The 24033-nt window shown below is 63.8% G+C and carries 27 protein-coding genes; 6 read left to right on the top strand and 21 right to left on the bottom strand.

The features are described from left to right. Positions 1–19: 19 nt before the first annotated feature. The 18 genes from QQJ96_RS02920 to QQJ96_RS02835 form a co-directional block, all read right to left on the bottom strand. Positions 20–1279 (bottom strand): NADH-quinone oxidoreductase subunit D, encoded by a 1260-nt coding sequence (locus QQJ96_RS02920; RefSeq protein WP_284330438.1) that lies wholly within the window; start codon positions 1277–1279, stop codon positions 20–22. 2 nt (positions 1280–1281) lie between these two features. Continuing rightward, the gene (locus QQJ96_RS02915) at positions 1282–2010 is read right to left on the bottom strand and encodes an NADH-quinone oxidoreductase subunit C (RefSeq protein WP_284330437.1); all 729 of its coding nucleotides are present in this window, start codon (positions 2008–2010) and stop codon (positions 1282–1284) included. Between the two features lie 13 nt (positions 2011–2023). Beyond that, positions 2024–2581, bottom strand: coding sequence for a NuoB/complex I 20 kDa subunit family protein (locus QQJ96_RS02910; protein ID WP_284323005.1), 558 nt, complete (start codon positions 2579–2581; stop codon positions 2024–2026). Beyond that, positions 2572–2928 carry an NADH-quinone oxidoreductase subunit A gene (locus tag QQJ96_RS02905; RefSeq protein ID WP_115496169.1) on the bottom strand — a complete coding sequence of 119 codons (357 nt, stop codon included), beginning with the start codon at positions 2926–2928 and terminating at the stop codon, positions 2572–2574. The genes QQJ96_RS02910 and QQJ96_RS02905 overlap by 10 nt, the downstream gene beginning before the upstream one ends. Before the next feature lie 305 nt (positions 2929–3233). Next, complete coding sequence (locus QQJ96_RS02900) at positions 3234–3587, bottom strand: PilZ domain-containing protein (RefSeq protein ID WP_284330436.1); 354 nt, start codon at positions 3585–3587, stop codon at positions 3234–3236. A 137-nt stretch (positions 3588–3724) separates the two neighbouring features. After that, positions 3725–4636, bottom strand: a complete 912-nt coding sequence (locus QQJ96_RS02895; protein WP_284330435.1) for a PIG-L deacetylase family protein — start codon at positions 4634–4636, stop codon at positions 3725–3727. Further along, positions 4636–5571, bottom strand: coding sequence for a DNA polymerase III subunit delta' (gene holB, locus QQJ96_RS02890; protein WP_284330434.1), 936 nt, complete (start codon positions 5569–5571; stop codon positions 4636–4638). The genes QQJ96_RS02895 and holB overlap by 1 nt, the downstream gene beginning before the upstream one ends. Beyond that, positions 5568–6203 (bottom strand): dTMP kinase, encoded by a 636-nt coding sequence (gene tmk, locus QQJ96_RS02885; RefSeq protein WP_284330433.1) that lies wholly within the window; start codon positions 6201–6203, stop codon positions 5568–5570. Before tmk ends, holB begins: the two co-directional genes overlap by 4 nt. Beyond that, positions 6200–7240: an endolytic transglycosylase MltG gene (gene mltG / locus QQJ96_RS02880; RefSeq protein ID WP_284330432.1), complete on the bottom strand. Its 1041-nt coding sequence runs from the start codon at positions 7238–7240 to the stop codon at positions 6200–6202. Before mltG ends, tmk begins: the two co-directional genes overlap by 4 nt. A gap of 265 nt (positions 7241–7505) precedes the next feature. After that, positions 7506–8339, bottom strand: coding sequence for an aminodeoxychorismate lyase (pabC, locus tag QQJ96_RS02875; RefSeq protein WP_284330431.1), 834 nt, complete (start codon positions 8337–8339; stop codon positions 7506–7508). Continuing rightward, complete coding sequence (locus tag QQJ96_RS02870; RefSeq protein ID WP_284330430.1) at positions 8339–9688, bottom strand: aminodeoxychorismate synthase component I; 1350 nt, start codon at positions 9686–9688, stop codon at positions 8339–8341. The genes pabC and QQJ96_RS02870 overlap by 1 nt, the downstream gene beginning before the upstream one ends. A 2-nt stretch (positions 9689–9690) precedes the next feature. Continuing rightward, a complete protein-coding gene (fabF, locus tag QQJ96_RS02865; protein ID WP_284330429.1) occupies positions 9691–10929 on the bottom strand; it encodes a beta-ketoacyl-ACP synthase II in 1239 nt (412 codons plus the stop codon). A 198-nt stretch (positions 10930–11127) separates the two neighbouring features. Further along, positions 11128–11367 carry an acyl carrier protein gene (gene acpP / locus QQJ96_RS02860; protein ID WP_126682822.1) on the bottom strand — a complete coding sequence of 80 codons (240 nt, stop codon included), beginning with the start codon at positions 11365–11367 and terminating at the stop codon, positions 11128–11130. 267 nt (positions 11368–11634) lie between these two features. Continuing rightward, positions 11635–12375 (bottom strand): 3-oxoacyl-ACP reductase FabG, encoded by a 741-nt coding sequence (gene fabG / locus QQJ96_RS02855; protein ID WP_284330428.1) that lies wholly within the window; start codon positions 12373–12375, stop codon positions 11635–11637. Positions 12376–12573: 198 nt separating this feature from the next. Beyond that, complete coding sequence (gene fabD, locus QQJ96_RS02850; protein WP_284330427.1) at positions 12574–13521, bottom strand: ACP S-malonyltransferase; 948 nt, start codon at positions 13519–13521, stop codon at positions 12574–12576. 193 nt (positions 13522–13714) lie between these two features. Next, complete coding sequence (locus tag QQJ96_RS02845; RefSeq protein ID WP_284330426.1) at positions 13715–14692, bottom strand: beta-ketoacyl-ACP synthase III; 978 nt, start codon at positions 14690–14692, stop codon at positions 13715–13717. 184 nt (positions 14693–14876) lie between these two features. Then, positions 14877–15071 (bottom strand): 50S ribosomal protein L32, encoded by a 195-nt coding sequence (gene rpmF, locus QQJ96_RS02840; protein ID WP_284330425.1) that lies wholly within the window; start codon positions 15069–15071, stop codon positions 14877–14879. A 19-nt stretch (positions 15072–15090) separates the two neighbouring features. Further along, positions 15091–15609 (bottom strand): YceD family protein, encoded by a 519-nt coding sequence (locus QQJ96_RS02835; protein WP_404649507.1) that lies wholly within the window; start codon positions 15607–15609, stop codon positions 15091–15093. Between the two features lie 134 nt (positions 15610–15743). Between QQJ96_RS02835 and QQJ96_RS02830 the strand changes: the two genes are divergently transcribed. Together QQJ96_RS02830 and QQJ96_RS02825 are read left to right on the top strand one after the other, a co-directional pair. Further along, positions 15744–16196 carry a hypothetical protein gene (locus tag QQJ96_RS02830; RefSeq protein ID WP_284330424.1) on the top strand — a complete coding sequence of 151 codons (453 nt, stop codon included), beginning with the start codon at positions 15744–15746 and terminating at the stop codon, positions 16194–16196. Further along, a complete protein-coding gene (locus QQJ96_RS02825; RefSeq protein WP_284330423.1) occupies positions 16193–16780 on the top strand; it encodes a Maf family protein in 588 nt (195 codons plus the stop codon). Before QQJ96_RS02830 ends, QQJ96_RS02825 begins: the two co-directional genes overlap by 4 nt. A gap of 79 nt (positions 16781–16859) precedes the next feature. Here QQJ96_RS02825 and QQJ96_RS02820 read toward each other — a convergent pair whose 3' ends face one another. Next, positions 16860–18479: an ArnT family glycosyltransferase gene (locus QQJ96_RS02820; RefSeq protein WP_284330422.1), complete on the bottom strand. Its 1620-nt coding sequence runs from the start codon at positions 18477–18479 to the stop codon at positions 16860–16862. On the opposite strand from QQJ96_RS02820, the gene QQJ96_RS02815 reads away from it, so the two are divergent. From QQJ96_RS02815 to QQJ96_RS02800, 4 genes are read left to right on the top strand one after another with little or no spacing between them, the layout of a single operon-like run. Continuing rightward, on the top strand, positions 18478–19419 hold the full coding sequence (locus QQJ96_RS02815) for an AAA family ATPase (protein ID WP_284330421.1): 942 nt from the start codon (positions 18478–18480) through the stop codon (positions 19417–19419). The two genes, QQJ96_RS02820 and QQJ96_RS02815, sit on opposite strands and share 2 nt — an antisense overlap. Before the next feature lie 11 nt (positions 19420–19430). Then, on the top strand, positions 19431–20378 hold the full coding sequence (locus QQJ96_RS02810) for a DUF58 domain-containing protein (protein WP_284330420.1): 948 nt from the start codon (positions 19431–19433) through the stop codon (positions 20376–20378). Then, on the top strand, positions 20375–22345 hold the full coding sequence (locus QQJ96_RS02805) for a transglutaminase TgpA family protein (protein WP_284330419.1): 1971 nt from the start codon (positions 20375–20377) through the stop codon (positions 22343–22345). Before QQJ96_RS02810 ends, QQJ96_RS02805 begins: the two co-directional genes overlap by 4 nt. 51 nt (positions 22346–22396) lie before the next feature. Next, positions 22397–22990: a Slp family lipoprotein gene (locus QQJ96_RS02800; protein WP_284330418.1), complete on the top strand. Its 594-nt coding sequence runs from the start codon at positions 22397–22399 to the stop codon at positions 22988–22990. Between the two features lie 68 nt (positions 22991–23058). Here the strand turns inward: QQJ96_RS02800 and QQJ96_RS02795 are convergent, their stop codons facing one another. Next, complete coding sequence (locus QQJ96_RS02795; protein ID WP_284330417.1) at positions 23059–23403, bottom strand: histidine triad nucleotide-binding protein; 345 nt, start codon at positions 23401–23403, stop codon at positions 23059–23061. 12 nt (positions 23404–23415) lie between these two features. Continuing rightward, complete coding sequence (recR, locus tag QQJ96_RS02790; RefSeq protein ID WP_284330416.1) at positions 23416–24015, bottom strand: recombination mediator RecR; 600 nt, start codon at positions 24013–24015, stop codon at positions 23416–23418. Between the last annotated feature and the right edge of the window lie 18 nt (positions 24016–24033).

Genomic DNA, 24033 nt, shown 5'->3' with positions numbered 1-24033 from the left:
TGTGCTTATCCTCTTACGCTCAGCGATCGACTTCGCCGAACACGAGGTCATAGGTGCCGATCACTGCCACCGCGTCGGCCAGCATGTGGCCACGCACGAGGACATCCATCGACGAGAGATGCGCAAAACCCGGCGCACGCAGGTGCACACGGAAGGGCTTGTTGGCGCCGTCGGAAACCAGGTAGCAACCGAACTCGCCCTTGGGCGCTTCGACCGCGCAATAGGTTTCGCCGGCCGGCACGCCGTAGCCTTCGGTGAACAGCTTGAAGTGGTGGATCAGCGCTTCCATGTCCTCCTTCATGGCCTCGCGCCTGGGCGGCGCGACCTTGAAGTTTTCCACCATCACCGGACCGGGGTTGGCGCGCAGCCAATCGGCACACTGCTTGATGATGCGGTTGGACTGGCGCATTTCTTCGATGCGCACCAGGTAGCGGTCGTAGCAATCGCCGTTGACGCCAACCGGGATGTCGAAATCCACGTCCGCGTACTTGGCATACGGCTGCTTCTTGCGCAGATCCCATGCAATGCCCGAGCCGCGCAGCATCACACCGGTCATGCCCCATTGCTGGGCCATTTCCGGCGACACCACACCGATGCCGACGGTGCGCTGCTTCCAGATGCGGTTTTCGGTGAGCAGCTCTTCGTATTCGTCGACCTTCTTGGAGAAGTCGGCGGTGAAGGCATCGAGGAAGTCGAGCATGGAGCCTTCGCGCCAGGCATTGAGGCGCTTGAGGTCCTTGCCCTTGTGCCAGGGCGACTCACGGTACTGCGACATCTTCCCCGGCAGATCGCGGTAGACACCGCCCGGACGGTAGTAGGTAGCGTGCATGCGCGCGCCGGAGACTGCCTCATAGCAGTCCATCAGCTCTTCGCGCTCGCGGAAGGCGTACAGGAACACCGCCATGGCGCCCAGGTCGAGCGCGTTCGAACCCACCCACATCAGGTGATTGAGGATACGAGTGATCTCGTCGAACATCGTGCGGATGTACTGCGCGCGGAGCGGCGCCTCGATGCCCAGCAGGGTTTCGATGGCGCGCACATAGGCGTGCTCATTGCACATCATCGACACGTAGTCGAGGCGATCCATGTAGCCGATCGACTGGTTGAACGGCTTGGACTCGGCCAGCTTCTCGGTACCGCGATGGAGCAGGCCGATGTGCGGATCGGCGCGCACTACGGTTTCGCCGTCCATCTCCAGCACCAGGCGCAGCACGCCGTGCGCGGCCGGATGCTGCGGACCGAAGTTCATCGTGTAGTTGCGGATTTCTTGTGCGGACATGCTCAGTTCTCCCGCCAATGGTCGGCGGCTTCCGCCTTCGCTTGCATCAGGTCGGCGTCATCACGGATCACGCGCGGTACCAGCACGCGCGGCTCGATCGACACGGGTTCGTAGATCACGCGCTTCTGCTCGGGGTCGTAGCGCACTTCCACGTTGCCGATCAGCGGGAAATCCTTGCGGAACGGATGGCCGACGAAACCGTAGTCGGTGAGGATACGGCGCAGGTCTGGATGCCCTTCGTAGATGATGCCGAACAGATCGAAGGACTCGCGCTCGAACCAGTTCACGCCCGGCCAGATGCCGGTAAGCGAGGGCACCACGGGCAGATCGTTGTCGGCGCAGAACACGCGTACGCGCAGGCGCTGATTGAGCTCGATCGACAATAGGTGGAATACCGATGCGTAACGATTCGGAATCGACACCTCGCGCGGACGGTCAGCCCACGTGAAGCGGCCGAGCGCCTCGCCTTCCACACCGCGCGAAAAACCATTGCCGGAGACGTCGGTGGTGTCCCACTCGGTCTGGCCGTAACCGAGGTAATCGACGCCGCACAGATCGACCAGTTCGCTGAAGCGGAAGCCCGCTTCGTCGCGCAATGCGGTGGCAACGGCCAGCAGATTGGCTGCCTCGACCACGGCCGTTACGGCACCATGGCTGACCGAGACGGTGAGCTTATCGCCAAATCGCGCAGCAAGCCGCTCGACCAGCGAGTTGGTTTTCGTATCACTCATGACTGACTGCGCCTCAGGAACGCGCGATGGTGCTGGTACGACGAATCTTCTTCTGCAACTGCAGAATGCCGTGGATCAGCGCTTCGGCCGTGGGCGGGCAGCCCGGCACGTAGATGTCCACCGGCACGATGCGATCGCAGCCGCGTACAACGGAATACGAGTAGTGGTAGTAGCCGCCGCCATTGGCGCAGCTGCCCATGGAGATCACCCACTTCGGGTCGGGCATCTGGTCGTAGACCTTGCGCAGCGCCGGCGCCATCTTGTTGACCAGGGTACCGGCCACGATCATCACGTCGGACTGGCGCGGACTCGGGCGGAACACCACGCCGTAGCGGTCCAGGTCCAGGCGGGCGGCGCCGGCATGCATCATTTCCACCGCGCAGCAGGCGAGACCGAAGGTCATCGGCCACATCGAGCCGGTGCGCGCCCAGTTCATCAGGGCATCGACCGACGTCGTGACGACACCGCGCTGGATGACCGGATTGTCCCCGGCCGGACGCAGGATATCGTCCACCAGGTTCAACGGCTGCGGGTTGTGCATCACCCGGTCAATGCTGGAGATCACTCCCATTCCAGTGCTCCCTTCTTCCACACGTAAGCGAAACCGACCACCAGCAGCAACAGGAACAGCGCCATTTCAATCAGCGCGACGATGCCGATGTGCTGGAACACCACCGCCCAGGGAAACAGGAAGGCGATTTCCAGATCGAAAATGATGAAGAGGATGGCGAGGAGGTAATAGCGCACGTCGAACTGCATGCGCGCATCCTCGAAGGCCTCGAAGCCGCACTCGTACGGCGAGAGTTTCTCCGACTCCGGACGGCGAGGGCCGGCCAGCAGGCCGACGATCAGGAGGACGACACCTAGCCCTGTGGCAACGCCTAGGAACAGGAGAACAGGCCAATATTCGGCGAGCACGGTTCAAATACCTCCGCACCACATGAGTGCATCAGCGGCCGTTGGGGCAAACGGTCCGGAAATTCAAATCAGCGGGCTGCCCAGCACGGTGAATCCCGATGCGGACGCTCGACGATCCTCGGGCCGAGCCCGGGGATCACGACATTGTATCAGCGGGCATGGGTGGGCCGACAAGCCTTATCTGACGGGACTTGGGACGTTTCTTGCAAGCAAAGGCGGTTTTTCCCGACGAAGCTTGTTCCCTTGAGGAAAGTGCCGCCGCGCGCGCAAGCTTTTGCGCGTATCGGTGTGGAGCGAATCGACCGCTACATGGTTTGGGTGGCGCGCTCGGAATTGAGCACTCCCGCCAGCAGGGCCTCGATGCGGCCGCGCGCCGCTTCGCCATCGGACGAATCGTTGAATTGCACGCCGATGCCGGCCGTGCGGTTGCCCTGCGCGCCGATCGGGGTGATCCATACCACCTTGCCGGCCACCGACAGACGCTCGCTTTCGTCAATCAGACTGATCAGCAGCACCACTTCGTCACCTAGCGAATAGCGCTGGGCGGTGGGAGCAAACAGGCCACCGTGCTTCAGGAACGGCATGTACGAGTTGTACAGCGAAGCCGTGTCCTTGAATTTCAGCGAGATGATGCCCTGGCGGGCGGCGACCGGGTTCATGCCTGCTCCCCTGAAAAAGCACTAGCGGTGTAAAGGTACATCCTAACCATGCGACTTGATGTACGCAAAGACGTGCTGCTCAGAAAGCGAGCGCCATGCGCACGGGTATCCAACGCTTGCCGATAGCGAAAAATCCCTCAAACCTCGCACCAGCCCCAGTGATCAAAGATCCAGGGCGAGGGCCAGTCCAGGTGCAGCTTCACGAATGCAGGCCCCGCCCCTGACCGCTGCAGCCGCCATGCCCCGCTGGCATCGCGCGCCACCGGTGCCTCTGGCCATGGCCAGTCACGCACCCCGGCCGACGTTGCCACCAGCAGCCGCAGCCATCGCTGCAGCGGTAGCGGGGGCCTCCAGGGCAGGTACCCATTTGCCGCCTCGCCCGCCACCTGTATATAGCGCTCGGGACCATCTGCCAGACGTCGCATCCGCCGCCCGCTCAGCGCCATCTGGGTGCGGTGCTCAGCCAGCGCCGCCAGCTTGCACTCGTGCTGCTCGGACGTAGCCTCCGGCAAGGTCCAATAGCCCCGCGCTTGCGCAGCACCATGGATGGGATAGGCAAGCAGTTGGGGCGCCGACTCCATCTCGGCCAGCGCGAGCCGGCTCAGCACATGCGCGGCACCATGGTCGGGATGGCTATCTCCTAACGCCGGGACGGCGATGAGGCTTGGCCGAAATGCCTCGATAGCGGCGCGGATCGACGCGACCGAGCCGACCATATCCTCGCCCAACCGGCTTGTCACTTCCATGTCTCGCCAACCCAACGGTTGCAGCGCAGCCGCCGGCACGCCCAAGCGTCCGAGGGCTTGCATCACTTCTTCACGCCGCTGAATGCCCCAGGCCCGACGCGCCGCGCCGTCAATGAACAGGCGCCGTTCGAGGTAGCGCTGCGGCCAGGGATTATTGTCGCCATCGGTGAGCAACAGAATGCGCACCTCGCCGCCTGCTGCCAGCACCTGCTGCAGCAGCACTCCGCACCCCAGCGTCTCATCGTCCGGATGTGGCGCCACCGCCAGCAGGCGGGTTCGCGCCGGGACGTGCCACGGCTGCATCAGTGCCAGCGTCCCAGCAACTCCAGCAGCAACAGGTCGCCACGCAGAGGCCCACGCAGAGCCTCACGCGTGCGATTGGCCGCTTCGTACCAGGCCGCCAAACCTTCGCCGTCCAGGGCGCTGGACAGCGGTGCGGATTGCGCGCAGGCACGGGCGCGCATTTCATCCGCAACCGCCTGCGCGGCAAACCACAGGCGCTGCTCCGGGGCATCTTCCAGCCAGCGCTTGCCCATCGCCATGGCGTCACCGCGCCCTGAAGCCAGCGCGGCGAGATCCTTGCGAACCTCCTGGCGCTTGGCGAGCGCATTCTGTTCCGCCCACAGCCGCGCAAGACCGGGATTGCCACTCGCCGCGGCGAGCGCGACTTCGGCATCGCGCACACCGGCTTCCTGCAGCCAGGCCAGAGACACCTCCTGCTTGGGCAACTGGAAGTCGATCCGCTGGCAACGGCTGCGGATCGTGGCCGGCATTCGCCAGGGCGCGTCAGCCACCAACACAAGCATGGTCTGCGTAGCGGGCTCTTCCAGCGTCTTCAGCAGGGCATTGGCGGCGGCGTGGTTCATCGCATCGGCCGGATCGATACTCGCGATCTGCCAACCGCCGAACTGACTGGCCGTGGCAAGCCGCGCGGAGAGTTCGCGAATCTGATCCACCACGATGTCCTGGCGTTGCACGCCATCCTTGCGTAAACCGTAGCTCAGCGCGACGTAGTCCGGATGGGTGCCGGCATCGAACAAAAGACAGCTACGGCAGGTGCCGCAAGCGTCGCCTTCGTGCGGATGCTGGCAAAGCAGGCCGCGCACGAAACGGCGGAGAAAATCGCGTTTGCCCAGGCCCTGCGGACCGCACAGCAACAGCGCATGCGGCAAGGCATCGCGCTGGCGGCGTGCCTGCAGACGCGCCCAATGCTCGACGTGCCAGGACGGAATACTCATCGGCCTGCCTCGAACAGATGCGCCGTCGCGGCAATAGCTGCTTCCAGCACCTGATCCTGCGACAGACTGGCGTCGATCACACGGAAACGTTGCGGCTCGGCCTGCGCGCGTTCGCGATAGGCCTGACGCACGCGCTCGAAGAACCCATCGGCCTCTACCTCGATGCGGTCGGCCGCACCGCGGCCGGCGGCGCGCGCACGCCCGGTCGAAACCGGCAGATCGAGCAGCAGCGTGAGATCCGGCTTTACGCCATCGCACGCCCAGCGCTCCAGTTCGGCAATGCGCTCGATCGGCTGACCGCGTCCGCCACCCTGGTACGCATAGCTGGCGTCGACGTAGCGATCGCACAGCACCCACTGCCCTGCTTCCAGCGCCGGCACGATGCATTCGCGCACCAACTGCGCGCGCGAAGCGAACATCAGCAGCAATTCGCTTTCCGCGCCGATGGCGGCATGAGCCGGATCGAGCACGAGCGCACGAATCGTTTCACCCAACGGCGTGCCGCCAGGCTCGCGCGTCTGCAGCAAGTTCACGCCTTGCCGCGCCAAATGCGCATGCAAACCGGCGAGCAAGGTGCTCTTGCCCGCGCCTTCGCCACCTTCCAGGGAAATGAAACGTCCGCGCCGGCTCATTGGCAACGCTTCAGCTGGTAACAGGCGACATTGCGGTTCTGCTCTTCCAATGTGCTGGCGAATATATGCGTGCCGTTGCCACGCGCTACGAAGTACAGCTCATTTCCGGCGGCAGGATGCAACACCGCCTCGATCGCCGGCTTGCCAGGCATTGCGATCGGCGTAGGCGGCAAGCCGGTCCGCGTATAGGTGTTGTACGGCGTATCAGTGATCAGATCGCTTTTGTGGATGCTGCCCGCGTAACTGCTGCCCATGCCGTAAATCACGGTAGGATCGGCCTGCAACAGCATGTTCTTCTGCAAGCGGCGGATGAAGACGCCGGCAACGCGTGGACGTTCATCCGCACGGCCGGTTTCCTTTTCGACGATCGAGGCAAGAATCAAGGCATCGTACGGCGTGGCGAAAGGCACGCTTGGATCGCGTTGCGCCCACAGCGCCGCCAGCGTCTTGCTCATGGCTTCGTGCGCGCGGCGCAGGACGTCCAGATCGCTGTCGCCTTTTACGTAAGCATAGGTTTCCGGCAGGAAACGTCCTTCCGGCTTTTCGTCCGGTGCGCCGATCCTGCGCATGATGGCGGCATCGTCGAGGACGGCCGTTTCGTGCTTCAGCCTGTCGGCCTTGGCCAGGGCCTGCAAGACGTCGCGGAAGGTCCAGCCATCGACGATGGTGACGTCGCGCTGCATCACCCTGCCCTGCGCCATGGCGTTGAGCAGATCCGTTGGCGTGATGCCGGGGGTGAGGGCGTACTCACCCGCATGCAGACGACCGGCCACGCGCATTTTCTCCGCCAGCACACGCCAATACAGCGGGGCGGAGGTGGTCAGGCCTTGGGAACGCAACTGATGCACGATGTCCTTGAAGCTCGTGCCGCGCCCGATGTCGACGCTTTCGCCCGTTGCGTTGACGCGCAGCGGCGTCACGGCGAAACGCGTGAAACTGAGCCAGAACCAGCCGGCTGCAGCTACGAACACCAGCAGCAGAACCGCCAGCAGCGCGCGCCAAGAAACGCGCCCCCGTTGTGCAACGCCTAGACTCATGCTTGCTCCATTTAGGGATGCTCTGGCCTATTCCACGCACCCGTCACCGCACTGTATGCGCGTCTGGCTGCGCCCCAGTGGCGAAGGCAGACTGGCTGTCTGTCTAGACGCTGGGGCGCAGCCAGACGCGCATACAGTGCGGCCCCAACATTTTGAATTTTAAGACGGGGTGACGTCCAGAAGGCCCGCAGGGTGTGCCCCGCGGCTTGAACAGACGGCCAGTCTGCCCTGTGCCGCGCGACCCACCCTGCGGGCCTTCTGGACGTCATGCCGGGCGCGTGGAATAGGCCAGAGCATCCCTAAACCCCAAATCGAGCCAATGCTGCTGCATGGCTCGGCCGACCGGACCGGGAGCGTACACGTTATCGCCCACCGCCTGAACCGGCAGGATGCCGCGAACGCTGGAGCTGAGGAAGAGTTCGGAAGCGCGCAAGGCTTCGCCCAGCGGCAAATCCCGCACCTGGCATTGTGGAAAGGCCGCCAGCATCTCCGCCCTGGCCACCCCGGCCACCCCGCAGCGATCCAGCGCTGGCGTGACCGGTACGCCATCGACGACCGCGAAAAGGTTCGCGGCGGTAGCCGAGATCGCATGCCCATGGCTATCGCAGAGCAGCCCTTCACCGAAGCCGGGGTCGCTCCATTCGGCTCGCGCCAGCACCTGCTCCAGGCGATTGAGATGCTTGATGCCAGCCAGCAGCGGTTGATCCGCCAGCATGGTACGGCAACGGTGCAGCCGGATACCGTCGGTATAAAGTTCGTTGGATATCACCGGCACGGGAAAAGCGGCAACGATGCGGGTTGGCAAAGCCACCGCCGGCGGCGCATAACCTCGCTCCCCCAGACCGCGCGTCACGGTGATGCGCAAGACGAATCTCGTCTGACCGCCACTAGCCTGCTGTGCCTCTTGCCAAAGCAGTTCGGCATCGGGTTGGGGTATGCGCAAACGTTCACAGCCGGCAACCAATCGCTGCATATGCCTGGCCCACAACGGCGCCGCACCCTGCTCGAAGCGAATCGTCTCGAACAAGCCATCGCCATAGCTAAGGCCGCGATCGAGCGCCGAGACGCTGTCGGATGGTTGGCCATTGATCAGCATCATCAGCCGGCCACTCCCAAGGCACGCAGCATGCCGCGTGCCTTGGCTCGCGTTTCATCCAGCTCCCTGGCCGCATCGGAGTCGGCCACGATGCCTGCGCCCGCGCGCAAGCTAACCTCATGCCCATGCAAGCTCAGCGTGCGGATCAGGATGTTCAGATCCAGGTCACCGTTGCGGTCGAGGTAGCCAAGCGCACCGGTGTAGGCGCCGCGTGGCGCGTCTTCCAGGGCAGCGATGATTTCCATGCAGCGCACCTTGGGACAGCCGGTGATGGTACCGCCCGGGAACGTCGCCGCGATCAGCTGACCCGGGGTAACACCCTCACGCAATCGTCCGCGCACGTTGGAAACGATGTGGTGCACATGCGCGTAGCTTTCCACCACCATCAGCTCGTTCACTTCCACCGTGCCAGGTTTGCACACGCGCCCCAGATCGTTGCGCTCCAGGTCGATCAGCATCACATGCTCGGCGCGCTCCTTGGGATGCGCGGTGAGTTCGCGGATGCGCGCAAGATCGTCATCGCCAGCCACGCGAGGACGCGTGCCTGCGATCGGCCGCGTTTGCGCCAGGCCATGGCGCGCTTCGACCAGCCGCTCCGGCGACGAACTGACCACCGCCCAATCCTTCTGCTGCAGCAACCCGGCGAACGGCGCCGGGTTGGCGCGCCGCAAGGCGGCATACAGGCTGGTGGCGGCAGGAGCCTGTGCAAAACGGGCCCGCCATGCTCGTGAAAGATTGGCCTGGAACAGATCACCGGCATGCAGGTGTTCGTGCACGCGCGCCACACCATCCAGGAAGCGCTGAGGCGCATCTTCCTCGATCGCTTCCGGAAGCGCGAGCGGCGCTATCTCGGGCATGGCGGAAAGGTCGGCTTCCATCGTATCGAGCAGGGCTTCCTGCCCGGCTTCCGCGATCAGAATGGTGCGCTCGCGCAGATGGTCGACGATGATCGCCGCCGGGCAGCGCACTGCCAGCGCCACCGGCAGTTGCTGCGAAACAGGCAAGCGCAGCGTCGGCTCGATTTCCGCCGCCAGCTCATATGCCAACAGCAGTACCCAGCCACCATGGAAGGGTAGCCCGTCATTGACGCCCTGCGGCAAACGCTCTGCACGCCACGCCGCATCAAGCGCGTCAAGAAAACGGCCGGCATGCACGCGCCCATCGGGCTCGTGCACGAGCCCGTCGGACGTTAGTGTCAGCGTAGATTGCGGAAAGGCGAACAGAATGTCGTAACGCGCGTGCGCGTTCGCGCGTGTCACGCTCTCCAGCAAGGCCGGATAGCGTTCCGGAAAAGCAGCGGCCGGCGCGAGCAGATCGCGCCGGCCGGCAAAACTGCGAACGATACCGCTCAACGTCAGATACGACGGAAAGCAAGCGTGCCGTTGGTGCCGCCGAAGCCGAACGAATTGGAGATGGCAAGATCGAGCTTCGCTTCGCGTGCGGTATGCGGCACAAAATCCAGATCACAGCCCTCGCCCGGCTGGTCGAGGTTGATGGTGGGCGGCAGCACCTGATCGCGCATCGCCAGGATGGTAAAGATCGCCTCCACACCGCCGGCGGCACCCAGCAGATGGCCGGTGGTGGACTTGGTGGAACTCATCGCCAGCTTGTACGCGTGGTCGCCGAACACACTCTTGGCTGCCAGCACTTCGCCGAGATCACCCAGCGGCGTAGAGGTGCCATGTGCGTTGATGTACTGCACATCGGTCGGATTGATGCCGCCATCGCGCAGCGCGGCAACCATGCAGCGCGCCGCACCTTCGCCGCCCTCGCTGGGCGCGGTGATGTGGTACGCATCGCCGCTCATGCCGAAGCCGACCAGCTCGCAGTAGATGTTCGCACCGCGCGCCTTGGCTTGTTCGTACTCTTCCAGCACCAGCACACCGGCGCCATCGGACAGCACGAAACCGTCGCGATCCTTGTCCCACGGACGGCTCGCCTTGGTCGGCTCGTCGTTGCGGGTGGACATCGCCTTGGCCGAGCAGAAGCCCGCCATGGCGGTACCGGTGGTCGCGAATTCGGCACCGCCGGCCAACATCACGTCGGCATCGCCGTATTGAATCATGCGCGCGGCCAGGCCGATGTTGTGCGAACCCGTAGTGCAAGCGGTGACGCAAGCGATGTTCGGCCCCTTCAGGCCAAACATGATCGACAGGTGCCCCGACACCATGTTGATGATCGAGCTGGGCACGAAGAACGGCGACACGCGGCGCGGCCCCTTTTCATGCAGTTCGATCGAGGTGTCTTCGATGGTGTTCAGGCCGCCGATGCCTGCGGCGACTGCCACGCCAATGCGTGGCGCATTGGCTTCCGTCACCTCCAGCCCGGAGTCGCGCAGGGCCTGCGTGCCCGCGGCGATGCCGTAGTGGATGAACGGATCCATTTTCTTGATTTCTTTCGGCGCGATCCATTGCGCAGGATCGAAATCGCGCACCTGGCCGGCCATGCGTGTGGCATAAGCCGTAGCGTCGAAATGCGTAACCGGTCCGATGCCGCTGACACCCTTGAGGATGTTGTTCCAGGCGGTGGCGATGTCGTTGCCAACCGGCGAAATGATGCCCATGCCGGTCACTACCACACGTCGTTTGCTCATGGATCGAATTCCTAGCTGGTTCGGGAAGGATCAGCCACAAGGCATTCCTTCCGTGCTCGCGATGCGTACCAATCCGGCACACCATACGGGATCGGACGTTACAAATTGCAGAAACGAAAACTGCGCCGAGATGGCGCAGCTTCCGGTTTTGCTACGTGGATGGATGGGACGAAAGTGTGCGCCGCCCCGCCACGCGGATTACTCCTTGGTGTGGGCCTTGATGTAATCGACGGCCTGCTGCACGGTGGTGATCTTTTCGGCTTCCTCGTCGGGAATTTCGGTTTCGAATTCCTCTTCGAGCGCCATCACCAGTTCGACCGTGTCCAGCGAATCCGCGCCCAGATCGTCTACGAACGAAGAGTTCGAGTTGACCTCGTCTTCTTTCACGCCAAGCTGCTCGACGACGATTTTCTTGACACGTTCTTCGATGGTGCTCATGTTGCCTTTGCCTCCCAAGGGGAAATTAGTCCGTTTGCCGGGTTTCCTCCGGCAAAGTCTGCGGCATTGTAGTGGCTAAGCCGCGAAGCCGCCAATTATGCCAGGAATACCAGCCGACGCGGATGACTCGCGCCGCGAAGCGGCCGATTGTCGCCCAAAACGGGCTCCGTGACGACCTTTTTCGTTTTTTCGCTACCCACCGGCGGATCGGCGCGCTTCAAATCGGCCAGTCCGGCCGGCGCGGGCCACCGCCATGTCCTACCCGGCTCAAGGCATGTACATGCCGCCGTTCACATGCAAAGTCTCACCGGTAATGTAGGCGGCGGCCGGCGAAGCCAGGAAGCCCACCGCCTTGGCGATGTCGCTCGCCTCGCCCAACCGGCCCAGCGCGATCTGGCCCAGCAGGGCCTGCTTGGACTCTTCCGGAAGGCCGCGGGTCATGTCGGTGTCGATGAAGCCCGGCGCCACCACGTTGACGGTGATGCCGCGCGAACCGATCTCACGCGCCAGCGACTTGGAAAACGCGATGATGCCCGCCTTTGCCGCGGCGTAATTGGCCTGCCCCGGATTGCCGGTAAGGCCGATTACCGAAGCGATCGAAATGATGCGCCCCTTGCGCGCCTTCATCATGCCGCGCATGACCGCCTTGGACAGGCGATACACCGACGTGAGATTGGTATCCAGGATGGCTTGCCAGTCCTCATCGCGCATGCGCAGCAGCAACTGGTCACGCGTGATACCGGCGTTGTTGACCAGGATCGACACCGAGCCATGCTGCTTGGCGATGTCCTCGATCAGCCCCTCCACGGAAGCCGCCTCGGTAACGTTCAGGACCCGACCCCGGCCACCCTGCGCAGCGAGCCGCGCCTCGATCGCCGCAGCGCCCGCCTCTGTGGTGGCAGTGCCGATGACGGTGGCGCCCATGCTGGCCAATTCGTCGGCAATGGCCGCGCCGATGCCGCGGCTGGCGCCGGTGACCAATGCGATTTCACCCTGCAGTGTGCTCATGCTTGCTGTCCTTCGGGGAGGCTTGATTCGAAATTGGGGGCGTCTTGGAAAGGTCTAAAAAACCCATCCTGGATTTTTTAGACGCGCCGCGCGCGGCACATGTCCGCACGCGGCTACCACCAATCAAGCACTTACGCGCTTGATTGGTGGGCAGTGCATCCGTGCACTGCGGAAGCTCTGAATAAATCAGAGCTTCCTTCAGGTCCACTCGCTGCGCACGGCATCGAGTTCGGCGGAAGTACCGATGGAGCGGGCTTCCACGCTCTTGTCGATACGTTTGATCAGACCTGCCAGCACCCTGCCCGGGCCACATTCGACCAAGCGCGTGGCCCCACCCGCAACGAGAGCCTGCACGCACTCGCTCCAGCGCACCGGCAGATAAAGCTGGCGCTGCAAGGCGCCGCGAATTTCTTCCAAGGAGGCATAGCTGCGCGCTTCCGCGTTCTGCACCACCGGCAGCGCAGGCAGTTGCCATGCGATCGAGGTCATGCGGGCGCCCAACTTGTCGGCCGCTTCGCGCATCAACGCAGTATGCGAAGGCACCGATACAGCCAGCTTCACCGCTTTCTTGACGCCTTGCTCGGCAAGCTTCGCCAGCGCGCGATCCACCGCCTCAGCGTGACCGGCAATCACCAGCTGGCCCGGCGAGTTGTAATTGGCCGGCGCCACCACCTGCCCCTGCGAAACCTCTTCACACACGGCCGCAATTTGTGCGTCGTCACCACCGAGAATCGCGGCCATCGCCCCGACGCCCGCAGGCACCGCCGCCTGCATCAGACGGCCGCGCTCGGCCACCAACGCTGCAGCGTCGTGCAACGACAAGGCTTGCGCACAAACGAGCGCGCTGTATTCACCCAGGCTATGCCCGGACAGTTGCGCCGGACATGCACCACCAAGCTTCTGCCACACGCGCCACACCGCCACGCTGGCCGCAAGCAAGGCAGGTTGCGTGTTTTCGGTGCGATTGAGCTGATCCTCAGGCCCTCGTTGGCTGAGTGCCCACAGGTCGGTGCCGGCGCCTTGTGAGGCTTCGTCGAACGCGGCCTTCACCTCGCCATGGGCTGCAGCCAATTCGGCCAGCATGCCGACCGACTGCGAACCCTGGCCGGGAAACACAAAAGCAAGCGATGCGGACGATTGAGTCATGAACGGGCGCGATCCATCTGGAAAAGCGGAATGGTGCCATGAACACACGACGTACGCAGCAGTACATAGGCTGGGATGCAAGACCAGCCTATGTACGGCCGTCATTCCCGCGCAAGCGGGAAACCATTTTGCTTTTTGCGTCTTTTTTGCATCAGATCAAAATGGATTCCCGCTTACGCGGGAATGACGGCTCTTAGTATCGCAGCAGCGCGGAAGCCCAGGTAAAGCCGCCGCCGAAGGCTTCAAGCAGCAGATTCTGCCCACGCTGCACCTTGCCCGAGCGCACGGCGAAATCCAGCGCAAGCGGCACGGAACCCGCCGAGGTATTGGCGTGCTTGTCCACGGTGACGATCACCTGCTCCATCGGCATACCCAACCGCTTCGCGGTGGCTTCGATGATGCGCAGATTGGCCTGGTGCGGAATCAGCCAATCCAGTTGCGAGGCTTCCATGCCGCCGGCCTTGAGCGTTTCCTCGACCAGCGAGTCGAGCGTTCTCACCGCCACCTTGAACACCTCACGGCCGGCCATGCGAATGCGCACGCCGTGATTGGGCTCCTCGTCACTGAAACCGACAGACACGCCTACCGGATTCCAGAGCAGCTCCTTATAGCCGCCATCCGCATGCAGGCAGGTGGCATAGATGCCGGGCTCGCTGGATGCCTCCAGCACCACCGCGCCGGCGCCGTCACCGAACAGCACGCAGGTTTCGCGCTCTTCCCAGCGAACCATGCGGGTCAGCGTTTCGGCGCCGATCACCAGCACCTTCTTCGACTGGCCGCTGCGAATGAACTTGTCCGCCACGCCCAAGGCGTAGACGAAACCCGAGCAAGCCGCGTTCACATCGAACGCGGCACAGCCGTTGGCACCCAGGCGATGCTGCACCAGGCACGCAGTGGAAGGAAAAATGATGTCGGGCGTAGTGGTGCCCAGCACGATGAGATCCAGCTCGGAGGCCTTGACGCCGGCCGCTTCCAGCGCGCGCTGCGCGGCCAGCGTGGACAGATCCCCCGTGGTTTCGCCGTCGGCAGCGACATGACGTTGGCGAATGCCGGTGCGCTCGCGAATCCATTCGTCACTGGTATCAACGAATTTTTCAAGATCGGCATTGGTAAGAACACGTTCCGGCAAGGCGCTGCCGGTGCCGACGATGCGGGAGTAGATCTGGGTCATGGATTATCCATCAGCGGACGAAGGTGCCTGATGCCATCCGCCCGGCGGGTGACTTTAAAACACCAAGACCGCAACGTTACGTTGCCGTGAGTGCTGGTTCAATAGGCGCTGCTAAAGCCGCGCACAACGCAAAGCGGCGCGTCACCGCGCCGCTTTGTGAACGAAACCGTCGGGTTTGGATGGCTCAGTCTTCGTCCGTCACCGCAACGTTGGTGTCGATCACCTTCTTGCCGCGGTAGTAGCCATCGGCCGTCACATGGTGACGACGATGCACTTCGCCGCTGGTCGGATCGGTGGCCAGCTGCACGGTGCTGAGCTTGTCGTGCGAGCGACGCATGCCGCGGGTGGACGGGGTCTTGCGGCTCTTTTGAACGGCCATGATGGTTTCTCCAGCTAAATCATTTCTTCTTGAGTTCGCGCAATACCGCGAACGGGTTATCGGGACGCTCCTCGGCAGGAATCGCTTCCGCCGGTGGGCGTGTGACTTCTTCGGGCATCGCGCTGTCCGGATTGACCGGCACCAGCGGCAACGCCAACAACAGTTCGTCCTCGATCACATCGATCGGGTTCAGCTTGTCATCCTCGGCGACCAGCAGGGGCTCGAACCCGGCTAGAAGCGCGGCTTCCTCGCGCTCGGAACGGATCAGGCCCAAACGGCTATCCACCGTCACAGGCATGACGAACGGTTCGAGCGTGCGCTGGCAGACCAGCCACAAGGGCGCCTGGACGCGAACTTCGACGTAGGCGGTGCCGAACTCGTCCCGACCGAAGTCGAGCTGGTACTGGGCCAAACCTGCGTCATCCGCCAGTGCCTCGCAGAGGCGAGGCATTGCGGCGATGGGCAGTGACCCCTGGAACGAACGCCGCGCGGAAACCATGCGCCAAGCGTCCACGGACTCTGGCAGTGTCGCGGACATAACCGGGAAATAGTAAGTTTCCCGGGAGGTTAAGTCAACCGCGCTGCAGCTCACATCACCCGGCCGGCTGGCTTTGCCTGAGCCGGGCGTCTGCGGCAGACTGGGGCCCATCTTAAGCCCCTGCCGACTTCTCCTTGGACACTCCCCTCACGCTCGGCCTGGCCACCCTGCTGGTTCTGCTGGCCATCGCGATCGCCGGCGCCCTGGTGTTGCGCCGGCTGAGCCGCCGCAATGCCAGCCTGCGCCGCCTGCTGGAGCTGGCCGACCGGGTCGAGGCCGACCTCAAGTCCTGCCGCGCCAAGCTCAAGCAGGCCCATGCCGTCATGTCGATCAATCCGGACCTGCCGGCAGCCGGCGAGCAGGAGGCATCCCAGGCCGTGGATGCCGGCTTGCGCGCCCTGCTGCAGCAGCGCATCTGGATCCGCGACCACGCACCCACCGCCAGCCAGCAAGAGCTGGACGCCGCCGCCCGCTCCATGGACCAGACCCGCGACCGGCTGCAGCCCTTGCTACAGGCCCTGGGCGAGGCGCAGGACGAGCTGGACACGGCCATGCGCGAGCATATTCGCCAGGATTCAAACTTGTGAGTTCCCAGCGACGGCTGGTGCTCGGCTCCACCTCTCGTTACCGCGCTGAACTGCTGGGGCGGCTCGGCCTGGACTTCGAGCAGTGCGCGCCCGGCACCGTCGAAACCGAACTGGTCGGCGAGACGCCAGCCGCTCGCGCCATGCGGCTGGCCACGACCAAGGCTATCGACGCAGGCGCAGGCCTGGCCAACGCGCTGGTGATCGGTTCGGACCAGGTCGCCGAACTCGACGGCTGGCTGCTGGAAAAGCCCGGCAGCATGGAACGAGCCCACGAGCAGTTGCGTGTCTGCTCGGGCCGGGCAGTCTGCTTTCACACTGCCGTGTGTGTGTTCGATACCGCCAGCGGGCAACGCCGCACCCATCTGGATCTCACACGCGTGCATTTCCGTCAGCTCGGGCCGGAAGAAATCAGCCGCTATATTGCGCACGAGCAGCCATTGGATTGCGCCGGCAGTTTCAAGTGCGAAGGTCTCGGCATCAGCCTGTTCGAGCGCATCGAAAACGAGGACCCCACTGCACTGATCGGCTTGCCGTTGATTGCGCTGGCGAGCTTGCTACGCGAGGCAGGACTCAGCCTGCCGTAATACGTAGGCTGGGATGACAATCCCAGCATTGCCATGTCCACACATCGCGACGCTGGGATTGTCATCCCAGCCTACGCACCTACAAGTCCAAGGTATTGATGTAATCGCGCCAGGCGACGCAATCCTCCACACGGCTTTCCCGCACGGCAGGCGCCACCTGCCCACGATAAAACGCGATGCTCTTGCGCCCCTCGAACAGACTAAAGCGCTGCACCGCCTGCAGCTTGTCGATTCGCGCGCATAGCGACCCCAGCCATGCCGCACGCTCGCTTCCGCGTGCGGCAAACTCGTCAACTACCAATAAAACCGGTGCGCCAGGATGCCTGTGGCGCAAGGCGGCCTCATCCAGTCCCCATATCGCCACCTGCGGCGCGCGCCCGTATTTCACGTTGAGGGGGTTGTCTAGCGTGTAGATCTCGCGCTTGCCGTCGAACTGGAAGTCGAGTTCCGCGGCCATCATGAAGTTGTCCGCCACCAGCAGCGCCGGCTGGGTGGCAAGTTGTGTTTTTGCGATATCGGCGCTTTCCTGCCACCCGACGAAGGCGGTCGGCACGATACGCGCCCCGCCCAGCGACTGCGCCGTAGCCGGATACGCGGCCATTGCCAGATAAACCAGCCCTGCCACCTGCGCCAACAATGCCAACCCGGCCCCGCACGCCGTCGTTATGCGCCACCAGCCAGCGCCGGCTGTCCTAGGCAGCAAAACTGGCAAAGCGGCGAGCAAAGGCAAATAGCCCGGCAGCGGCCAATGCACCCGAAAGCGTTCGTTGTCGGCAAACAACCCCGCCACAAAATAGACCACGATGAAGCTAAGCGACATCAGTGCAATGAGATCCCACGGCCCGCCTTCAGCACGCCGGCGCCAGCACTGCCAGGCAGCCCACAGCAGACACACATACAACAGCGGCGTACAAGTCACCGCCTGTTCCAACGGCTGCACCAGTGCATCGGCATGAAAGCGCCACGGGTTGCGTTCGATCAGCTGAAAGCTGATGCCCGCGCCGTGCTGCTGCCAGTTGGAAATCAGCAAGGGCACCAGCCCCAGCGCCGCCACGGCCATGGCCAGCCAAAAGCCCGGCCGCCGCCATTGCGCACGCCCCCGCGGTGTCAGCAGACAGAGCAGCAAGCCGGCCAGCATATACATTGCAGCGCGATAGTGGCTCATCCAGCAGAACGCGAGTGCGACACCGAGCAGCAACCAATCAGCCAGATGGTCGCGGTCCATCGCGCGCAGCAGCGCGAACATGGCTGCCGTACCAGCCACGGTGAGCGGCACGTCGGGCATCGACATCACCCCCAAACTGCCGGCCAGCGGCAAACACAAGCACAACAGGCCTGCCTGCCAACCGGTACGCGCATCGAATGCGCGGCGGCCAAACCCCACGAGCAGCCAAGGCAGTGCGCTTCCCAACAACAGGAACGGCCAGCGCATGCCCCAAAGTCCATGCCCCGCCACGCTTTCGCCCAGGCGAATCAGCCAGGCCGTCAGCGGCGGCAGGTCGCTGTAGCCCCAGGCTGGGTGACGGCTTTCCTGCCAGTAGAACGCTTCATCGCCGAACGGCTGGAGGGTCGAGACCAGCAGCAGCTTCAACAGGGTCAGGCCAACAAACACTGTGACGAAAGCCGCTCGCCAGCGCGCGATGCCGGCGACTACACTGGCGTCGCCCACCCCATTTGTCCCCGGTTTGCGCAAACCCATGTCAGCGATCACCCCGCTTCGTGATGAAAACCTGCAAAAGCGCCTTTACGCCGCCATCGCCCAGGTCAACAAAGTGCTGCTCGGCAAGGCGCGCCAGGTCAAACTGGCATTCACCTGTCTGATCGCCGGCGGCCATCTGTTGCTGGAAGACGTACCCGGCGTCGGCAAGACCACCTTGGCGCATGCGCTGGCGGCAAGCTTTGCGCTGGAGTTCCAGCGCGTGCAGTTCACCAGCGATCTGCTGCCGTCGGACATTATCGGGGTCAGCATGTATGAGCGCGAGACGGGCCAGTTCCGCTTCCATCCCGGACCGATCTTTGCCGGCTTGCTGCTGGCCGACGAAATCAACCGCGCCACGCCAAAAACCCAGAGCGCCTTGCTGGAAGCGATGGCTGAGCGGCAGGTCACCGTAGATGGCCAGACGCATACCCTGCCCGATCCGTTCTTCGTGGTAGCCACGCAGAATCCGCTGGACCTCGCCGGCACCTTCCCATTGCCTGATTCGCAGCTCGATCGCTTCATGTTGCGCATCTCGCTCGACTATCCCGACGCCAGCGCCGAACGCGAACTGCTCACCGGCAGCGATCGACGCGACTTGCTGACCCAGCTCACGCCACAGCTGGATGCCGCCAGTCTTGCCGCCTTGTTTCGACAAGCAAAAGCCATCACCGCCAGTCCAGCGTTGCTGGATTATCTGCAAGCCTTGCTGGCGGCGAGCCGCCGTCATCCGGACATCCGGGTCGGGCTCTCGCCGCGAGCCGGCCTGTCGTTGCTGGCCTCGGCACGCGCATGGGCCATGCTCAGCAACCGTGGTCACGTGCTGCCGGAAGATCTGCAGGCACTGTTCGTACCGCTTGCCGCGCATCGCCTGGTCGCCTCACGCGGCGCCAGTGGCGATGCCCTGGCGCGCACGTTGTTGAACGAAGTCGCTGTCGACTGAGGGCCGCGTCCATGCAAGCGCAATGGCAGCGCCTGCAGCAATGGGCCGAACGGCGCCTGCCGGCCCTGACCCGGCATCGCCGCCAGGAAGAACTGCCGATCGAACTGCACCGGCGGCGCATCTATATCGTGCCCACCGGCTTCGGAGCGGCGTTTACCATGTTGCTGCTAGTGATGCTGGTCGGCAGCCTCAACTACTCCAATAACGCGGCACTGCTGCTCACCTGTGTGCTCGGCGCAGCCACGTCGATCAGCATGCTGGTGGCGTTTCGCAGCTTGAACGGCTTGCGCATACGCGGTGTGCGTGGTGGCCACGCCACGGCTGGAGAACCGATCGACGTCACCTTCGATTTCGAAGCCAGGCATCTGCGCCAGGCATTGCGGCTCGATATCGCCGAGTTCACCCAAGTCTTCGACGTGAATGGCCGTACCGACGTCACCGCCAGGCTTCCGACCGAGCATCGCGGATGGCTGGCGGTGCCACGCCTGCGCATCTGGACGACCTGGCCGATGGGGCTGTTTCGCGCGTGGAGTTGGGTGAACCCCCATTACGCGGTGCTGGTCTGGCCGCGACCGGAAATCGGCGGCCCCGGCCCGACCCTGCCACTTGAAGACAACCGCAGGCAGCGCCTGCATATCGGCGAAGACCTGGCTTCGCTGCGCGATTACCGCGCCGGCGACTCCATGCGCCACGTAGCCTGGAAGGCGAGCGCACGGCACCAAAACCTGCTGGTGAAAGATTACGAACAACCCGAAGCCCGGCAGGAATGGCGGCTCGACTGGCGCCACCTGCGCGGCCTGGACAACGAAGCGCGCATCGCACGACTCGCCCGCTGGCTGGGCGAAGCTTTGGCGCAAGGGCGGCAATGGAGTCTGTGGCTGCCCAATGAGGTGATCGGCATCGGCGACGGACCGTCTCACTACGCGCGCTGCATGAGCGCGTTGGCGCTGCTGCCATGATCGGGTGGCGCAAAACAAGCCGCCCCGTGCATGAGCGGATCTCCGAGCGCAGCTTCGATCTGCTCTGCCTGACGTCAGCCTTTGTATTGGCCGTGCACGCGGGACATCTGCCAGTCTGGCTGAGCGCTGCGCTATCGGTGGCACTTGGCTTGCGCTGGTGGCAGCGCAGATATCGGCCGGGTCGCGTGCCGGGATGGCTGAAAATTCCGATGCTGGCGATCCTGGTCGGCAGCGTCGCGCTCGATTACGGCAACGTGTTCGGACGCGAACCAGGCTCGGCGCTCGCCACGGGCCTGCTGGTGTTGAAGCTCACCGAAACCGAAGCGCCACGCGATGCGCGGGTGGCCGCGGCCTTTGCCTGCTTCCTGCTGATGGCGGCACTGCTGTTCGGCCAAGGCATGATGGCGACGTTCGTGGTCGCACTCGGCCTGCTGCCTGCGCTGACCACTTGGCGTTCGCTCGAACCCACGCAAGCTTCGCCCAGCCTGCCGCGCCAGTTGCTGCCTGCGCTTGGGCTTCTGGCTGCATCGCTGCCTTTGGCGCTTACCGCATTCGTGCTGGTGCCGCGCTTGAGCACGCCGCTATGGGGTACCAACGGTCCATCCTCAGGGACAACCGGGCTCAGCGACCGCATGTCGCCCGGTGATTTCAACCAACTGCTGGTCGATGACAGTCCTGCGATGCGCGTGAGTTTCGACGGCCCACCGCCGCCGCGGGAGCAGCGCTATTTCCGTGCGTTCGTGATGTGGGATTACGACGGCCGGGATTGGAACCGGTCCGATCAATCGGCCGACACGCGGATACCCGTCGAGGCAAATCGCGCGATCGACTATCGCGTCAGCCTGGAACCCACCCATCAGCGCGTGCTCCCTGCGCTGGACGTGCCGCTCGATGCCCCGCCGCAATCGCAAGCGTATACGGACGGCGAAATCTTTGCGGACAAAGCGGTCGACGAAGTGCGGGAATACGAGCTTCGCTCCGCAGTGAACTACCGCTTCGAGCCAAAGCTGGATCCCGTCACACGCCTGCGAGCCCTGCAGCTGCCCGACGGTTTCGATCCACGCACACATGCACTCGCCGAGCAATGGCGCCAACGCTATGGCCAAGACAACGGCGCGATCATCCGGGCCGCCTTGGCCATGTTCCATGACGGCGGCTTCAGCTACACCTTGCTGCCGGCCCCGCTGGGCCGCGACGCCGTAGACGATTTTCTGTTCAACACACACCAGGGTTTTTGCGAACACTACGCTTCCGCCTTCACCGTGCTGATGCGCGCCGCGGGCATTCCCGCGCGGGTGGTCACCGGCTTCCAGGGCGGCTTCTGGAACCAGATGGGCCAGTACCTGCTGGTGCGCAATGCCGATGCGCATGCCTGGAGCGAAGTGTGGCTGGCGGGGCGCGGCTGGGTACGCGTGGACCCCACCGCGGCGGTACGCCCGCAGCGCATCGCGCAGGGTGCGGCAAGTGCGGCCGGCAGCCAGCTCCCCTGGTACCAGTCAGGACTGCTGGAATCGGCACGTAACCATTGGGACATCGTCAACCGATGGTGGAACCAAAGCGTTATTGGTTTCGACGCACTACGCCAGCGCGGGCTGCTGACGCCGTTCGGCATTCGCGAGGCGGACGTCGGCATGCTGACCAGGTTGCTGGTGATCGCAATGGCGGTGTTCGCCGCAGCTGGCTTGGCGTGGGCGTTGTGGCGTCGACCGGAAGGCGACCCCGCGCTTGCCGCGTTGCGTTCACTGGAACGCAAATTGGCACACGCAGGAGTCGTACGCCGGCGCAGCGAAGGGCCGCAGCACTTCCTTCGCCGCGCAGCCCGGTCACTGCCCCGACAACGTGCGGAACTGGACCATTTGATGAGGTGCTATATCGAACTGCGCTACGCCACTGTTGAACCTTCCACTGAATCCCTGCGCTCCTTCAGATTAGCCATACGGAATTTCCACCCGCGTCGCATGGTCTAAGCATGGAGCTTTAGATGTAGCATGCATCCGACCAAGATGGAGAAACACACCATGTCTCCCCTGTACCGAATTCTCAGCCTCGCAGCGCTTTCCACCCTGCTGGCCGCGTGCGCCACGGTGCCGCAGCCGCTGCAGGGCAACTTCGCCCCCATCACCACGGCAAGCGTCCAGCAAGGCACCACCGCCAACGGCACGCAAGTGCGCTGGGGTGGAGACATCATCAGCACCGAGCCCGGCCAGAACGGAACCTGCTTCTATGTGTTGAGCCATCCGCTCGACAATGAAGCGCGTCCGATCGGCGGCGACAACAACAGCAACAACCAGGGCCGCTTCGTGGCATGCCGCGCCGGCTTCTACGATCCTGAAGTCTTCAAGCCAGGCCGGGAAATCACCGTGACCGGCGCTGTCCAGGGCACCGTCAGCCGCAAGGTCGGCGATTACGATTACGCCTATCCGCGCGTCGAAGCCAGTGTGGTGTATCTGTGGCCGAAGCGCCCGGTGGTGGTGGGTTACCCGTACGGCCCTGGCTGGTACGACCCGTTCTGGGGTCCCTACTGGGGGCCGGGCCCGTATTGGGGACCTTACTGGGGAGGTTGGGGTGGCTGGTATGCTCCGCCGCCGGTGATCGTGGTACGCCATCGCTGATCGCCTTGAAAGCTCTCGCAAAAACGCCGGCTCATGCCGGCGTTTTTTTTGCCGCGAACGATTGCGAATCAGCCCGGCGGCCAATGCATGCGACGACCTGCCAGCAGATGCAAATGCAGGTGGAATACCGTCTGCCCGCCATGTTCGTTGCAGTTGACCACCACGCGATAGCCGTCCTTGCCGAAGCCTTGGGCTTTCGCATAGTCGGCGGCGGCAAGCATAAGCTTGCCAAGCAGCTCGGCATCGGCCAGCGTCGCTTCGTTCAACGTGGCCAAGGCGCGCTTGGGAACGAACAGCACGTGCACCGGCGCTTGTGGGTTGAGATCCTTGAACGCGAGCACGTCGTCGTTCTCGTAGACGATGTCGGCCGGAATCTCGCGCCGGACGATCTTGCCGAAGATGGTGTCACCCATGTGCATTTCTCCTTAGTCGACGGATTGCCGGCTGCCAAAGGCATGCGCCAGCGTGCCACGATCCACATATTCCAGTTCACCACCCAGCGGCACCCCGTGCGCGAGGCGCGTCGGGCGGATGCCGGCGGCGTGTGCAAGCTGCGCCAGGTAATGCGCGGTAGCCTCGCCCTCCACCGTGGGATTGGTGGCCAGGATCAGTTCTTCCACTTCACCTTCGGCCAGGCGCTCGCTCAACAATCCCAGGCCAAGTTCTTCCGGCCCCAGGCCATCCAGCGGAGACAGGCGCCCCATCAGCACGAAGTACTGCCCGCGGAAGCCAGTGGCCTGCTCGATCGCGGCAAGATCGGTCGGCGATTCGACCACGCACAACACCTGCCGGTCGCGGCTGCTGCTCGCGCAAATGGCACATACCGGCGTTTCGCTGAAATTGCGGCAGCGCGTGCAGTGACCGATTTTCTGCATCGCCTCCCGCAGCACATGGGCCAGTTTCAGCCCACGCTCGCGTTCGCGTTCCAGCAAATGGAACGCCATGCGCTGCGCGCTCTTGCCGCCGACACCGGGAAGGCAGCGCAAGGCCTCGATAAGTTCGCTGAGAAGGGGGGATGAACTCATGCGTTTTACTCCCTCTTC

The sequence above is a fragment of the Dyella flagellata genome (assembly GCF_030160275.1).
GTDB classification, from domain to species: domain Bacteria; phylum Pseudomonadota; class Gammaproteobacteria; order Xanthomonadales; family Rhodanobacteraceae; genus Dyella_B; species Dyella_B flagellata.
Note: the sequence above shows the minus strand (reverse complement) of the source record. Positions and strands in the feature narration are given on the sequence as shown.

Excerpts from the sequence above, each read along its gene's own strand:
- holB (WP_284330434.1), bottom strand. The coding sequence starts at position 5,571 with ATGAGTATTCCGTCCTGGCACGTCGAGCATTGGGCGCGTCTGCAGGCA.
- QQJ96_RS02900 (WP_284330436.1), bottom strand. The coding sequence starts at position 3,587 with ATGAACCCGGTCGCCGCCCGCCAGGGCATCATCTCGCTGAAATTCAAG.
- QQJ96_RS02800 (WP_284330418.1), top strand. The coding sequence starts at position 22,397 with ATGTCTCCCCTGTACCGAATTCTCAGCCTCGCAGCGCTTTCCACCCTG.
- QQJ96_RS02795 (WP_284330417.1), bottom strand. The coding sequence starts at position 23,403 with ATGGGTGACACCATCTTCGGCAAGATCGTCCGGCGCGAGATTCCGGCC.
- QQJ96_RS02810 (WP_284330420.1), top strand. The coding sequence starts at position 19,431 with ATGCAAGCGCAATGGCAGCGCCTGCAGCAATGGGCCGAACGGCGCCTG.
- pabC (WP_284330431.1), bottom strand. The coding sequence starts at position 8,339 with ATGATGCTGATCAATGGCCAACCATCCGACAGCGTCTCGGCGCTCGAT.
- QQJ96_RS02895 (WP_284330435.1), bottom strand. The coding sequence starts at position 4,636 with ATGCAGCCGTGGCACGTCCCGGCGCGAACCCGCCTGCTGGCGGTGGCG.
- QQJ96_RS02805 (WP_284330419.1), top strand. The coding sequence starts at position 20,375 with ATGATCGGGTGGCGCAAAACAAGCCGCCCCGTGCATGAGCGGATCTCC.
- QQJ96_RS02915 (WP_284330437.1), bottom strand. The coding sequence starts at position 2,010 with ATGAGTGATACGAAAACCAACTCGCTGGTCGAGCGGCTTGCTGCGCGA.
- acpP (WP_126682822.1), bottom strand. The coding sequence starts at position 11,367 with ATGAGCACCATCGAAGAACGTGTCAAGAAAATCGTCGTCGAGCAGCTT.
- fabF (WP_284330429.1), bottom strand. The coding sequence starts at position 10,929 with ATGAGCAAACGACGTGTGGTAGTGACCGGCATGGGCATCATTTCGCCG.
- tmk (WP_284330433.1), bottom strand. The coding sequence starts at position 6,203 with ATGAGCCGGCGCGGACGTTTCATTTCCCTGGAAGGTGGCGAAGGCGCG.
- fabD (WP_284330427.1), bottom strand. The coding sequence starts at position 13,521 with ATGACTCAATCGTCCGCATCGCTTGCTTTTGTGTTTCCCGGCCAGGGT.
- mltG (WP_284330432.1), bottom strand. The coding sequence starts at position 7,240 with ATGAGTCTAGGCGTTGCACAACGGGGGCGCGTTTCTTGGCGCGCGCTG.
- fabG (WP_284330428.1), bottom strand. The coding sequence starts at position 12,375 with ATGAGCACACTGCAGGGTGAAATCGCATTGGTCACCGGCGCCAGCCGC.
- QQJ96_RS02835 (WP_404649507.1), bottom strand. The coding sequence starts at position 15,609 with ATGTCCGCGACACTGCCAGAGTCCGTGGACGCTTGGCGCATGGTTTCC.
- QQJ96_RS02820 (WP_284330422.1), bottom strand. The coding sequence starts at position 18,479 with ATGGGTTTGCGCAAACCGGGGACAAATGGGGTGGGCGACGCCAGTGTA.
- QQJ96_RS02845 (WP_284330426.1), bottom strand. The coding sequence starts at position 14,692 with ATGACCCAGATCTACTCCCGCATCGTCGGCACCGGCAGCGCCTTGCCG.
- QQJ96_RS02920 (WP_284330438.1), bottom strand. The coding sequence starts at position 1,279 with ATGTCCGCACAAGAAATCCGCAACTACACGATGAACTTCGGTCCGCAG.
- QQJ96_RS02910 (WP_284323005.1), bottom strand. The coding sequence starts at position 2,581 with ATGGGAGTGATCTCCAGCATTGACCGGGTGATGCACAACCCGCAGCCG.
- recR (WP_284330416.1), bottom strand. The coding sequence starts at position 24,015 with ATGAGTTCATCCCCCCTTCTCAGCGAACTTATCGAGGCCTTGCGCTGC.
- rpmF (WP_284330425.1), bottom strand. The coding sequence starts at position 15,071 with ATGGCCGTTCAAAAGAGCCGCAAGACCCCGTCCACCCGCGGCATGCGT.
- QQJ96_RS02815 (WP_284330421.1), top strand. The coding sequence starts at position 18,478 with ATGTCAGCGATCACCCCGCTTCGTGATGAAAACCTGCAAAAGCGCCTT.